The 12,374-nt window shown below is 41.5% G+C and carries 13 protein-coding genes; 1 reads left to right on the forward strand and 12 read right to left on the reverse strand.

Features of this window, described 5'->3' with window-relative positions; genetic code table 11:
* The first annotated feature begins 91 nt into the window (after positions 1 to 91).
* A complete protein-coding gene (locus tag NYE73_RS13570) occupies positions 92 to 862 on the forward strand; it encodes a TSUP family transporter (RefSeq protein WP_048393079.1) in 771 nt (256 codons plus the stop codon).
* 40 nt (positions 863 to 902) lie between these two features.
* Here NYE73_RS13570 and panF read toward each other — a convergent pair whose 3' ends face one another.
* The 12 genes from panF to NYE73_RS13630 all read right to left on the reverse strand — a co-directional run bounded on the left by panF (position 903) and on the right by NYE73_RS13630 (position 12,259).
* Positions 903 to 2,348, reverse strand: coding sequence for a sodium/pantothenate symporter (gene panF, locus NYE73_RS13575; RefSeq protein WP_259950264.1), 1,446 nt, complete (start codon positions 2,346 to 2,348; stop codon positions 903 to 905).
* Positions 2,348 to 2,611: a YhdT family protein gene (locus NYE73_RS13580; RefSeq protein ID WP_004227902.1), complete on the reverse strand. Its 264-nt coding sequence runs from the start codon at positions 2,609 to 2,611 to the stop codon at positions 2,348 to 2,350. Before NYE73_RS13580 ends, panF begins: the two co-directional genes overlap by 1 nt.
* 232 nt (positions 2,612 to 2,843) lie before the next feature.
* Positions 2,844 to 3,410, reverse strand: a complete 567-nt coding sequence (locus tag NYE73_RS13585; protein ID WP_259950267.1) for a short-chain dehydrogenase — start codon at positions 3,408 to 3,410, stop codon at positions 2,844 to 2,846.
* Between the two features lie 61 nt (positions 3,411 to 3,471).
* On the reverse strand, positions 3,472 to 4,947 hold the full coding sequence (locus NYE73_RS13590) for a class I adenylate-forming enzyme family protein (protein ID WP_259950268.1): 1,476 nt from the start codon (positions 4,945 to 4,947) through the stop codon (positions 3,472 to 3,474).
* Positions 4,948 to 4,962: 15 nt separating this feature from the next.
* Positions 4,963 to 5,694, reverse strand: a complete 732-nt coding sequence (gene fabG, locus NYE73_RS13595; protein ID WP_048393085.1) for a 3-oxoacyl-ACP reductase FabG — start codon at positions 5,692 to 5,694, stop codon at positions 4,963 to 4,965.
* A complete protein-coding gene (gene phaZ / locus NYE73_RS13600) occupies positions 5,678 to 6,589 on the reverse strand; it encodes an intracellular short-chain-length polyhydroxyalkanoate depolymerase (protein WP_066036674.1) in 912 nt (303 codons plus the stop codon). The genes fabG and phaZ overlap by 17 nt, the downstream gene beginning before the upstream one ends.
* A gap of 12 nt (positions 6,590 to 6,601) precedes the next feature.
* Positions 6,602 to 7,606, reverse strand: a complete 1,005-nt coding sequence (locus NYE73_RS13605; RefSeq protein ID WP_259950269.1) for a 3-oxoacyl-ACP synthase — start codon at positions 7,604 to 7,606, stop codon at positions 6,602 to 6,604.
* On the reverse strand, positions 7,603 to 8,619 hold the full coding sequence (locus NYE73_RS13610; RefSeq protein ID WP_112118561.1) for a branched-chain amino acid ABC transporter permease: 1,017 nt from the start codon (positions 8,617 to 8,619) through the stop codon (positions 7,603 to 7,605). The genes NYE73_RS13605 and NYE73_RS13610 overlap by 4 nt, the downstream gene beginning before the upstream one ends.
* Positions 8,616 to 9,488, reverse strand: a complete 873-nt coding sequence (locus NYE73_RS13615; protein WP_259950270.1) for a branched-chain amino acid ABC transporter permease — start codon at positions 9,486 to 9,488, stop codon at positions 8,616 to 8,618. The genes NYE73_RS13610 and NYE73_RS13615 overlap by 4 nt, the downstream gene beginning before the upstream one ends.
* 16 nt (positions 9,489 to 9,504) lie before the next feature.
* Positions 9,505 to 10,212: an ABC transporter ATP-binding protein gene (locus NYE73_RS13620; protein ID WP_054550244.1), complete on the reverse strand. Its 708-nt coding sequence runs from the start codon at positions 10,210 to 10,212 to the stop codon at positions 9,505 to 9,507.
* On the reverse strand, positions 10,187 to 10,963 hold the full coding sequence (locus NYE73_RS13625) for an ABC transporter ATP-binding protein (protein ID WP_259950271.1): 777 nt from the start codon (positions 10,961 to 10,963) through the stop codon (positions 10,187 to 10,189). Before NYE73_RS13625 ends, NYE73_RS13620 begins: the two co-directional genes overlap by 26 nt.
* A 60-nt stretch (positions 10,964 to 11,023) precedes the next feature.
* Positions 11,024 to 12,259, reverse strand: coding sequence for a substrate-binding domain-containing protein (locus NYE73_RS13630; protein ID WP_259950272.1), 1,236 nt, complete (start codon positions 12,257 to 12,259; stop codon positions 11,024 to 11,026).
* Positions 12,260 to 12,374: the final 115 nt, after the last annotated feature.

Here is a 12,374-nt window from a genome sequence, read left to right on the forward strand (position 1 = left end):
ATGTGAAGATTTGCCAATGAAAAAATGGGGTTTACAGCGCAAATAAATTTAGTTACTATTTCAGTAGTAACTAAATTTAAAGAGGTGTCATATGTTGTTTGAAATCGATGTACATATTCTAATATTATTAATTTCTTTTGGATTTCTGGCGGCTTTTGTTGACTCAGTAGTGGGAGGGGGCGGTTTAATTTCACTACCAGCCTTACTATTTGTTGGGCTCAATCCAGCTGCTGCGGTTGCCACGAACAAACTAGCAGGAGCTATGGGCTCGCTCACTTCCTCTATTTCTTTCTATCGTTCTGGCCAGCTGGACATTCGCTCTGTCCTCAAATATTTTCCACTAGCATTTATCGGATCATTATGTGGTGCTTGGACTGTGCATCTGATTAATCCAGCATTACTAAAGCCATTAATGCTTGTTATGCTGGCGGCTGTTGGGGTATATACGATCTTTAAAAAGGATTGGGGTGCCGTCTCTACCGTAAAAAATCTATCTAAAAAACATTTGTTTTTATTTATGCTGCTATTATTTGCTATTGGTTTTTATGATGGATTTCTTGGTCCTGGCACAGGGTCGTTTTTAATCTTTAGCTTCTTATTGGTAGGCTTCGATTTTTTAAAGGCGGCTGGTAATGCGAAGTTTTTAAATTTGGCGAGTAATGTGGCTGGTGTTTGTATGTTTGCTTACTTAGGTCAAATTCATTATGTTTATGGTCTAGTCATGGGCATTGCGCAAATTGGTGGGGCTATGCTTGGCTCACGGATGGCAATCAAGAAAGGAAGTGGCTTTGTCCGCACACTATTTATTGTCGTTACAATGACATTACTTGCGAAAAATGCCTATGATTTTATGATGCATTAAAATAAACGCCACAGAATTTGAAATCTGTGGCGTTTTGGCGTTAAATCATAAGCTTTTCGTTTTTAAATTTATGACTAGTGGACAAACTGACAATCACAAAAATAAAGAAGGATGCGACAATTGGTATCGTGACTGTATGCATACCAAAGACAGAAGGATAAAACCGATCAATCATAATATACAACAACATGCCTGAAATCATTGACGCAATCGCTCCGTATTTATTCGCTTTTTTCCAATACAATCCTAAAACGACTGTCCAAATAAAGACAGCCTCTAGTCCACCGAAGGCAAATAAGTTCAACCACACTAATAAATCAGGTGGATTGAGTGCAAAGATGACAACGGCTAGGCCAATGACTGTTGTTACAATAAAGCTTGCACGCTTTATCTCTGCATCACTAGCTTTCGGCTTCATATAATTTAAATAGATATCTTTGACAACTGTAGAGCTGACAAGCATTAGTAAAGCATTAACCGTAGACATTGTCGCAGCCATTGGTGCAGCTAAAACGATTCCTGCTAAAAATGGCGGTAATACCTTCAATGTCAGGAGCGGCATGACTTTATCACCAATCTCAATGCCCGGTAAGACAGGTCGGGCTAACACCCCAATTAAATGCATGCCAAACATGATTGTCCCTATGGCAATCGTGCCAATAAGAATCGCTTGATGCATACTTTTGGAATCCTTATAGCTCATCGCACGAACCGCAATTTGCGGAAGTCCTACAACCCCTACACCAATGAGAATCCAAAATGTTGAGACATACAGAGGCGTTAAATCTCCTTGTGCGCCAAATGGTGACACAAAGTCAGGATTTTCAGCGACCAGTGAGGCCATTATATTGTCGATGCCTCCACCTGCCACAATCGTGCCGATTAATAAAATAATTGTACCAATCACCATAATTGAACCTTGGACCGTATCTGTAAGTGCAACCGCACGGAAGCCTCCGATAATCACATATACTAACACGGAAATCGCAAAAATAAACAGTGCTGCTGTGTAGCTTAAGCCAGTTAATGACTCAATTAAGCGTGCACCCCCAACCCATTGAGCCATCATAGCCGAAAATAAGAAAACAATGATGCTAATGGCTGATAAAATAACAATGACATGGTTTTTGTAGCGTTCACGTAAAAAGTCGATTAACGTAATGGCCTGGTAACGACGAGCAATAATGGCGAATTTTTTCCCTAAAATCATGAGTACAAAATAACCTGCTGGTAGCTGAGCCATTGCCAGTAATACCCACCCAAGTCCTTTTGTATAGGCTACACCCGGTCCTCCGATAAAACTACTCGCACTGCCATATGTAGCAATCATTGTCATTGCAAGGATAAAACCACCCATTTCACGACCACCTAGGAAATACTCCTGCAGGAATGAATTAGAGGAGCGGACATGCTTATTGGCCCAAATACCGATTCCAAAAATAATAATTAAAAATAATAGCAATGGAAATACAACTTGCCAATGCATTAGCGATCCACCTCCTCATCATCGAATGGTACCTCTTTGAAAAAGAGTTTCATCACAATCCAGATAAGAAGGATCATAAAGCCTGTCCCAGCGATACAGCTATAGAAAAACCAGGCAGGAAAACCAAATACATACGTATAATTTCTTGGATCTCCTGAACCTAATCCATAGGCAAAGCCAAACCAAATCGCAAAGTTGACAAGGACGAGTCCAATTCCGATAAGCGCCTCTCGATGCGCTATTTTAAAGCGTTGATCTTTCACATGTAATCCCCCTAACCTACTCTATTTTACTGATATGTCGGTCTGATGGGAAGAGATGTGAGTAAATAAGGATAAGTTATATGGAAATGATTTTGTTATACTAAGTAAAAGGTAAGAGAAGAAAGTTGCTTGATCCTGACGTTTTTCACACAAACCTAACTATCCCTCACAATTATGTAGACATCTACAACAAACTGATAATGGAAATAAGTAAAAACCTTCGTCCATCTAGTTAGACGAAGGTTAATAATGGTCGCTTTTCCCAAGGTTGTAGCGTCCCGACAATATGGATAGGTTGATCCTGTTGAATAGCAGCAACGACACCTTGCGATATTTCCTCATGCGTAAGCCATCTCGCATGACCTTCTTCCATCATAAAACCTAGCTGGATTTGCCTGTATTGCGAACGAGCAGGGAGCTTCAATTTCTCTTGGACTTCACTTAAATTCGCCTTACTCCCCAACACATGAAACAGTTTCCATTCCCCGTTATTCTCTATTGAAATTACATTGGAGATGTTCTCTAATGTAGTGTCCGCATAGGAATGAATCCAAGCAACGACCAATTCAATGGGCCCATTATGCTTAAGCGTTTCTTCTAGCTTCTCTTTTAATAAGGCTATATTACAATAATCAACTAAAATCGGCGTTAGAAGGGCGGGTTTGGTTGTTCTATTTCGCAAATCTTCCATTCGATGGGCACTACGTCCAATTACTGAGACATGGTAGCCATCATTCACTAACCAAAGGGATGTGTCAGCCAACATCCCTGTTCCACCAATAACTAATGCGTGGGCCATTTATGTGTCCCTCTCTTATTTCGGATTTAGAAAGACGAGCGTTTCTTCCTTCTCATCATACTTAACAGATCGATGAGTCGACAAGCCTATACAATGCCTTTTTATCGATTTTACCAACGCTTGTTTTCGGTAGTTCGTCTAAGAAAATCATTTGTTTTGGAATCTTATAACGTCCTAATTGTTGATGACATAGCTCATTAAGATCATCTATTAGAGAGGCTACTTGGTGGGGACAAACAATAAAAGCTGTCACGATCTCACCCCAATAGTCATCACCTACACCAATCACGGCCACCTCCCGCACATCTGGATGCCGTAGTAGACATTGTTCTACTTCCTGAGGATAGATATTTTCACCACCTGAAATTATCATTTCTTTTCTACGCCCAACAATATAAAAATCGCCTTCCGCATCCATCATCGCTAAATCCCCTGTTTTCAACCAGCCATCTTGCAGGATATTGGCAGTTTCTTGCTTGTTATTCCAGTAAAAGCGAAACATATGCTTCCCTCTTACCAATAGCTCTCCTACTTCTCCAGGTGCACAACTTTTTCCTGTATGACTGATGATTTTAGCTTCATTGAATTGCATGCTTTTCCCGACAGCCCCCTTTTTTGCATAGGCACGCTCTCGGTCAATATAAAAATTATTGGGTCCTGCTTCTGTTAAACCATATCCCTCTTTAAAAAATAATCCCTTATTATAAAAAGCATCGTAAATAGGATGAGGGCACGGGGCACCGCCAGATAAAAATACCTTCATGGAAGGAAATTGATTTTCCTGAAAATACTTCGTAGCAATCATTGCTTGATACATAGTTGGCACAAAAAGAGAAATTGTCGTTTGATATTGGTTCGTTGCTTGTAGTGCCTCTTCTGCATCAAATTTATCGCCAATAATGACCGTTCCTCCCGCCATCAGTAAGGGGATGCATAAAGCATTTAAGCCACCAGTATGAAACATCGGCATATAATTTAATGTCCGATCTTGAGCATGTAAACCCCAGCTAATAATAGTATTCATGGCATTCCAATTGACCGACTGAAAGGATAACACTACCCCCTTTGGCTGACCCGTCGTGCCTCCTGTATAAATCATTAACCATGGATCATTCACATCCACGTCTTGCCTACTTGGTTGTATCTCCTTCTCATGCTGGCTAACATAAAGTGAAAACATTTTTTCTAAAACTAAGGGACAATGACTATCCTCTTCGTATAATAGGATAGCAGGAGTCGCATCCTCCAAAATTTGTGTTAGCTCCTCCTTGCTTAAGCGCCAATTTAACGGCACATAAATGAGCCCACGTAGCCCACAGGCAAATAAAACAGCAAACAATTGGATATGATTTTTCGCAAAAACAGCGACTCTACTTCCCTTTTGTAGCTGCTGCCGTTCGAAAAATTGACTCCATTTGCCGATTTCCTCAGATAATTGCTGGTAGGTCCATTGTTCCTTTGATGTTAAATTAATCAAGGCGATGTGGTGAGGTGTTAAAGCTGCACGTTTTAAAATCCATTCTTGCTCAACAAACATCTTGACTACCCCCTATCACATCATAATTGCGCCATCCACATGCAGAGTATGCCCATGAACATAGGAGGCCTCATCAGATGCTAAAAATAAATAGGCATTGGCAATATCACGTGGTGTCCCTAGGCGTTGTAGGGGGACGATTGATCGCATTTGAGCCAAAATATTTTCAGGCATTTTTTTGACCATATCTGTTTCTGTAAAGCCAGGTGCCACTGCATTAACATTAATCCCCTTACGCCCTAATTCCTTCGCCCATGTTTTTGTCATACCTACAATCGCTGCTTTTGTCGCTGCATAATTGGTTTGACCAACATTGCCATATACTCCACTAACTGAGGATGTATTTATAATTTTGCCTCCACCTGCTGCCACCATATAGGGAATGACCTCCTGTGTACAATGGAAGACACCTGTCAAATTGACATCTAGCACCTGCTGAAATTGATCCTCCGTCATTTTTGTCAGCATCGCGTCTCTTGTAATCCCCGCATTATTCACTAAAATATCAATCCGTCCTGCCTGTTCGATCACTGCCGTCACCAACTGATTAACGCTCTCTCTACTTGCAACATCTACTTGTATAAATACAGCATTTTCGCCTAGTTGTTGTGCTGCTAGAATGCCTGCTTTATCGTCATAATCGGCGATAAATACCCATGCCCCCTCCTCGATAAAACGCTCAGCAGCCGCATAGCCAATACCATTTGCAGCGCCTGTAATGATAGCCACTTTATTGTTCAAACGCATACTGTCTTCCTCCAATTTCTAAAAAAGCTTCAATTTCAGCTGTCAATTGTGCTAAATCATCGACCAAAGGCGAATGCCCACAATTTTTTAGGCTTACAAACTGTGCTGTTTTGCCTAAATCATGTAATATCTCTGCATTCATCTCCTCTGTAATCACCAAATCACGATCCCCTCGGAGCACTAAAATTGGGATATGAAGCAGCATGGCCTCCCGAGAGCCTTTTGCCACCTCATTGTCAACAGCGCTTATATTAAATGTATTGAGTGCATGATATACTTCTGCTAAATTGCGCTGTGTAAGCATATCTTCTACATATTCTTGATATTTTCCCTCGTTTGGTCGATGATGCGTATAAATTAATGCATTCCATATAGACTGTAAGCCCTCCGCATTTTTTTCATCGTAGAAGCCTTGAATAAGCTTTGTTTTGGATGTATCCACCAATACCTCCTCATAATGATAGGCTCGCTTAAAGGAGGCTGGATTGCCTGTTCCTAAATCCGTGTAAAATGGATAACCACGTGTAGAAGCAGACGCAAGTAAAATTAATCGTTGACAGTGTCCTGGATAATTTGCTACAAACTGCATACAGACAGCTCCACCTGTTGACCAGCCAATCATATCAAAGCTTTGCAGTTGCAGTGCATCCACAAATAGTTTGACATCATCACTAAAATCTTTAATAGCAGTGATTGGCTTAAGATAGGATGATTCACCAAAACCACGTAAATCTATCGCGTAAATGGTGTATTTCTCGTCTAAAGCATCCATCAGAATATCCCAATGCTTAGAAGATGTCATATTGCCATGTACCAACACTAAAGGATGACCTCCACCTGATCGCTTGCGATAGGCCATTGTTTCTCCATTTGCTAGTTGAATCGTTTTTACCATACCATTTCCCCCTTATCCCCAACGTATTGTGATAGCTCCCCATACATAGCCAATGCCAGCACTAACAAGCGTCACAATATCGCCTGCTTGAATTTGGTTTTGCTCCTGTGCTAGCTGTAGGGACAATATTTGATCGATCTGACCTATATGTCCATAGTCTTGCAAATAAATAGACTGCTCCTGCTGTAAGCCAAGCTCCGTTAAAATATAATCATGTGCAGATCTTTTCATATGCAACATCGCTAAATAATCTAGCTGATCGTCACTGTATCCACTTTTCGCTAAAGAACTGCGAATGACCTTCAAAAAATTGCTTAAAGATTTTTGTTCTAGCCGCTCCTTCATCCCAATGGGGTCCAAAACGTCAAGCTTATATAAATTTTCGGTTAAATGGGTTGGGGTTAATGGATTTTTCGTTCCCCCGACTGGCACGACTACATCCTCTGAGAAAGAACCATCCGTTATAATATCTGCCTCTAGTAGCAAATTTTTTTCATAGTTTTTTTGTAATAACATGGCCCCTCCACCAGCCGCTAAATTGTACATAAAGCGCGTTCGTGGATTGCTGTAATCGATAAAATCAACATTGCGATAACCACCTGCTAACAGAATGGTTCGTATCGTGTCATCTGAGGCCATTAGGCTTTTCGCCACTTTCAGCGCCATGATTGTAGTGCCGCAGCGTAATTGCACATCAAATGCCCATGCATTCACAGCACCAAGCTCCTCTTGCATTTTAATGGAGGCTGTCCAAAGTGGATATTCCTTATGCTCCTCCCCCATATAGATGACAACATCAATATCCTTAGGGTCTATATTCGCTTTTTGAATCGCCTCCTGTGCTGCCCATATACCCATTTGCACGGTATGATCAGACTTATCAGGAATTGGCTTTTCATGAATGCCCATTTTTTGACGGATAATGGCCTCAGGAATATTGGAAAGAGCCGCAATTTCCTGCGACGCCATCTTCTGTTGAGGTAGATAAATACCTGTACTAACAATACCAACTGTCATTCAAATCGCTCCTTTTCCTGAGGCAAGGGACCTGTCGTTTTTCGTTGCTTTAGCCTTCCTCGCCACTTCCAAAAGAGCAATCTTAATGAGCCAATAATACCTTTTGGGAAGAAGATAACGGCTAAAATATAGAGAATCCCGAAGAAGATAATCCAACGTTCGAAAATAGGATAATCTCGTGCAAGCCCTGACAGTGCATGCTGCGCATATTCAATGACCGCCGAGCCTAATAACGGCCCCACTAAAGTACCAACCCCACCGATAATCGTCATTAACAATGCATCCAGCGTAATATCCATGGCCATCACACTCGTGTTAACGAAGCGCAATGACACTGCATATAAGGAGCCAGCAAAACTTGCTACAATGCCTGCCACAACTGAGGCAATGACTTTATAGTGCAACGTATTAAAGCCTAATGATTTCGTCCGCTGTTCATTTTCACGAACGGCAATTAAAATACGGCCTGTTGGTGAATTAACAAAGCGGTAGAGCGCCAAAAAGATGACAACCAAGCTTGCTAGCACAAAGAAATAGAAGGTCATTCGATCTCTAAATAGATCAGGTGCTCTGAATGTAAAGCCATCATTGCCATACGTAACAGAGCGCCACTTTTCAGCTAAGACTAAAAATAACCCCGAAAAGGCTAGCGTCAGCATCGCAAAAAAATGACTTTTTAAGCGTAAGGTTAATAAACCTACTAAAAAGCTAATGAAGCCTGCTAGTAGCATACCAATCACGATGGACAGTACAAAGATCAAGAGTGTGTGATCCATCTGCTTAAGCATGACTGCTGTTGTGTAGGCACCAATGCCGAAGAACATGGCGTGCCCAAAGGAGACGATGCCTGTATAGCCTAGTAAAATATCATAGCTCATTGCCAATATCCCAAAAATAAAGATTTGTGTGAGTAAAATAAGTAGTGTCCTTGAATCATTGACAAAAGGAAGGATAATAAAAATGACAAGTAACAGGAAAAAAGCGAAAGCGCGTAAAGATATTTTGTTGTTCATGATGTCCGCTCCTTTCGCATCGCAAACAGCCCCTGAGGACGGAAAATTAAAACGATGGCCATTAAAATCATATTGACCGCCAGTGACAGCACAGGGACATAATAAGCCATAAAGCTACCTGCTAGCCCTACTAAAATCGCTGCAAGCAAGGAGCCGGAAAAACTACCCATACCGCCAATTACCACAACAATAAAGCCTAAAATGGCATACTCCATGCCCATTTCTGCATAAATCACACCTGAATAGGGAGCCATCAACATCCCACTAAGTGCCGCCAGAGCAGCGCCCACCATAAAGACGTATAAAAATACACGCTTAATATGAATACCGAGAGCCTGCGCCATTTCCATATCCTGCACCCCAGCCCGAACGATCAAGCCAATCTTCGTGCGCTTCAGCATGTATTGGAAAATACCAAAAATCACAAACCCTATGACAATAATAAATAAACGATATTTAATGATGATCACATCACCAATTTCCCAGCTTCCTGCTAAATAACTTGGTGTTTTTACTGCCACCCCATTTGGTCCAAAGACCACCTTAATAAGCTCCTGCAAAACGAGCATCAGCCCTAAGGTAATTAAAATTTGCTGAATATGATTGCCGTAAACAGGCGTAATAATGAATTTCTCTGTCAGCAGTCCAAGCAACGCTCCAGTCACAATCGCGCCTATAATCCCAACGATAAAACTTTCTGTCAACATATAGGTAAAGATGCCCGCATAGGCCCCCCAAACAAAGAGCCCACCATGCGCAAAATTCAATACATCCATTAAACCGAAAATTAATGTCAAACCAGCTGCTAGCAGAAAAATTAACATCCCAGTGGCCAAGCCATTAATGATTAAATTGACCAATAGCTCCAATGATAGTCACCCCCCTCTATCCAATGCCAAGATACTTGCGTTTTAGCTCTTCATCATCAATCAAATCCTGCATATTGCCCGAATTTACTGTTCTACCATCATCGATTAATGTATAGGTATCACCAATTCGACTAGCCATTATAAAGTTTTGCTCCACTAGAACAATGGACGTTTTCTTTTTCATTTCCACAATCGCTTCCATCACTTTTTCCACAACTATCGGAGCAAGTCCCTTGGAAGGCTCATCTATCAATATTAATTGGCTATCATTAATAAAGGCTCTTGCCATGGACAGCATTTGCTTTTGACCACCCGATAAATGCCCACCAGCCTTTTTCCAAAACTTCTTTAAGTCAGGAAACAGCTCTAGCACATATTGCTGTCGCTCTAATGTGGCTGTATCCTCCTTGCGCATCGCTACCTTCATGTTTTCCTCTACCGTTAAATCTGCAAAAATCCCTTGATTTTCAGGTACATAGCCGATTCCTAATTTCGCCACCTTATAGGTAGGACTTTTTTTAATCGATTGGGAGCGAAAGGCAATGTCACCCTTTGTTGCAGGCGTTAAACCCATTATTGTTTTCAGGGTGGTCGTTTTCCCTGCGCCATTGCGTCCGAGCAGTACCGTAACCTGCCCCTCCTTCGCTTCAAAATTAACGCCCTGCAAAATATGATATTGACCAATATGAGTGTGTACCTCATTTAATGTCAGTAAGGTGGTCATCGTACAGCCCTCCTAAATATGCATGTTGCACAGTATCATTATTCATAATTTCTTCTGGTGAGCCATCTGCTAATAGCTGACCATTGAACAACACCATAATAGAATCCGATAAATCCAAAATCATATCCATTTTGTGTTCAATGAGCAAAATGGTTTTATCCCCCTGCTGTTTTATGCTTCGAATAATTTCTAAAATCGTAGGTACTTCCTCTAATGACATCCCTGCAGTTGGTTCATCGAGCAGTAGAATTTCTGTATCTAACGCGAGTAGCATGGCAATCTCAAGCTTTCTTTTCTCTCCATGGGATAGCATTGTTGTCAGGGCATCTCGTTTATTGTCGAGTAACACAAGTGCCAATAACTCCTCCGCTTTGTCCGTCATCGCCTGATAGCTTTTGTAATGGCGGAATAGCTGATAACGAATTCTCTCCTTGGATTGGACGGCTAAACGAACATTTTCGAGAACCGTTAAGTTTGGAAAAACATTGGTAATCTGAAAAGATCGTCCCAATCCCATTCGAGTTCTTTCAATGGCCGACTTTTGTGCAAGTGATTGCCCTTTAAAATAAACATCACCCGTAGTTGGCTTTAGCTCACCACTAATCAAATTAAAGAAGGTTGTTTTCCCAGCACCATTCGGCCCAATAATGGACTTTAAATGCTTCTCAGGCATTTGAAAATTAACGCCATCTACAGCCGTATGTCCCCCAAAACGAATTGTTAAATTATCTGTATATAATATAGGCTCCATTCTCTACTCCCTTCCTTCTCACATTTATGTAGAGAGACAGCTATGCTGCCTCTCAATTCTTTAATTCATAACGGGCGGTGCTGTCTCTTCAGGACTAAGCTCCCGAATAAGTACTGGTACTGGATAATCCACACCATCTTGTTGCTCTAAGCGAATCGAATACATGGATTGTAGAGCCTGGTGATCATCTTCACGGAATGTCATTGTCCCTTTTGGTGTTTCAAAGGACATACCTTCCATAACGTCGATTAACTTGTTGGCGTCTGCATCCCCATCCGATTGTTTCAATGCCTCCACAATAGCAATCGCCGCAGACATGCCGCCAGGCGTAAATAAGTCGGGCACTTCATTGAAACGTTTTTGATGTTCATCTACTAACCATTTATTGACATCATTTTGAGGAAGTGTATGATAATACACCGAGAAGCCTTCCATCCCAACCAATGGATTCATAAATTGAAGCGCAATAATATCTGGCGCACCCGTCGAAATTTTAATGCCCTTTTCTTGAATTTTAAGATCTGCAATTTGATTCCATGGTGAATTTGCTCCTGCCCAAACCACAAACAAATAGTCTGGCTTCGCATCAATCACTTTTTGCAAATTGGAAGTAAAATCTGTTGCAGCAGGATCTGCATACTCCTCTAGTACAATTTCAGCCCCTAATTTCTCCGCTGCCGTTTTAAAGGCATTCACACCATCCCAGCCAAACGAATAATCTGGCGCAAATGTAGCAATCTTCACACCTTTGCCTGCAATAGCCGCTGCTGCCGCATAGGCATCCTGTGATGAATTACGACCTGTTCGGAAAATATACTCATTGAACTCTGAACCTGTAATACTGTCAGCCACTGCAGGCTCTACCACCATAATTTTTTCATACTCCTCGGCAAGTGGTAGAACAGCAAGCGTATCACCCGAGCTTGAAGAGCCGACTAAAAAATCAACCTGATCATCTTCTAAAAGCTTTGTCGCTTTTTGTACAGCCACCTCGGGCTTTGTTTCGGTATCCTCATATACAATTTCTATTTTCTTACCATTGACCTCCATCGTGCCGCCTGTTGCATACTCAATTCCTAAATCAAATCCTCGCTGCGTCTGCTTCCCATATGACTCAAGCGCCCCAGTTAACGATGCAAGCACACCAATCTTAATTGTGCCGCCTTCCGCAGTAACCGCCTTCGTCTCCCCATCAGAAGAATCCGCTTCCGTTGCACCCTCTTTCGTATCCCCATTACAAGCCACCAACACCACAGCCAACATCACTAAAAGAAACCAATACCACTGCTTCCTCATCCCATATCCCCCTTCAAAATAAGCTCCCTAGAAAGCGCTTTCTTGCTATGACAACACTATATAAAAGTCCAGTTACAAATTAGTTACAAGCTAGATAGCTCAAATATGAGCCACC

The sequence above is a fragment of the Lysinibacillus sp. FSL K6-0102 genome (assembly GCF_038003545.1).
In the GTDB taxonomy this organism is placed as follows: Bacteria; Bacillota; Bacilli; order Bacillales_A; family Planococcaceae; genus Lysinibacillus; species Lysinibacillus capsici.

Bases quoted from the DNA above. Each gene is read 5' to 3' on its own strand.
- NYE73_RS13610 (WP_112118561.1), bottom strand. From the start codon at position 8,619: ATGAACAACAAAATATCTTTACGCGCTTTCGCTTTTTTCCTGTTACTT.
- NYE73_RS13625 (WP_259950271.1), bottom strand. From the start codon at position 10,963: ATGGAGCCTATATTATATACAGATAATTTAACAATTCGTTTTGGGGGA.
- phaZ (WP_066036674.1), bottom strand. From the start codon at position 6,589: ATGGTAAAAACGATTCAACTAGCAAATGGAGAAACAATGGCCTATCGC.
- NYE73_RS13630 (WP_259950272.1), bottom strand. From the start codon at position 12,259: ATGAGGAAGCAGTGGTATTGGTTTCTTTTAGTGATGTTGGCTGTGGTG.
- NYE73_RS13620 (WP_054550244.1), bottom strand. From the start codon at position 10,212: ATGACCACCTTACTGACATTAAATGAGGTACACACTCATATTGGTCAA.
- NYE73_RS13590 (WP_259950268.1), bottom strand. From the start codon at position 4,947: ATGTTTGTTGAGCAAGAATGGATTTTAAAACGTGCAGCTTTAACACCT.
- NYE73_RS13585 (WP_259950267.1), bottom strand. From the start codon at position 3,410: ATGGCCCACGCATTAGTTATTGGTGGAACAGGGATGTTGGCTGACACA.
- NYE73_RS13570 (WP_048393079.1), top strand. From the start codon at position 92: ATGTTGTTTGAAATCGATGTACATATTCTAATATTATTAATTTCTTTT.
- fabG (WP_048393085.1), bottom strand. From the start codon at position 5,694: ATGCGTTTGAACAATAAAGTGGCTATCATTACAGGCGCTGCAAATGGT.
- NYE73_RS13605 (WP_259950269.1), bottom strand. From the start codon at position 7,606: ATGACAGTTGGTATTGTTAGTACAGGTATTTATCTACCTCAACAGAAG.
- panF (WP_259950264.1), bottom strand. From the start codon at position 2,348: ATGCATTGGCAAGTTGTATTTCCATTGCTATTATTTTTAATTATTATT.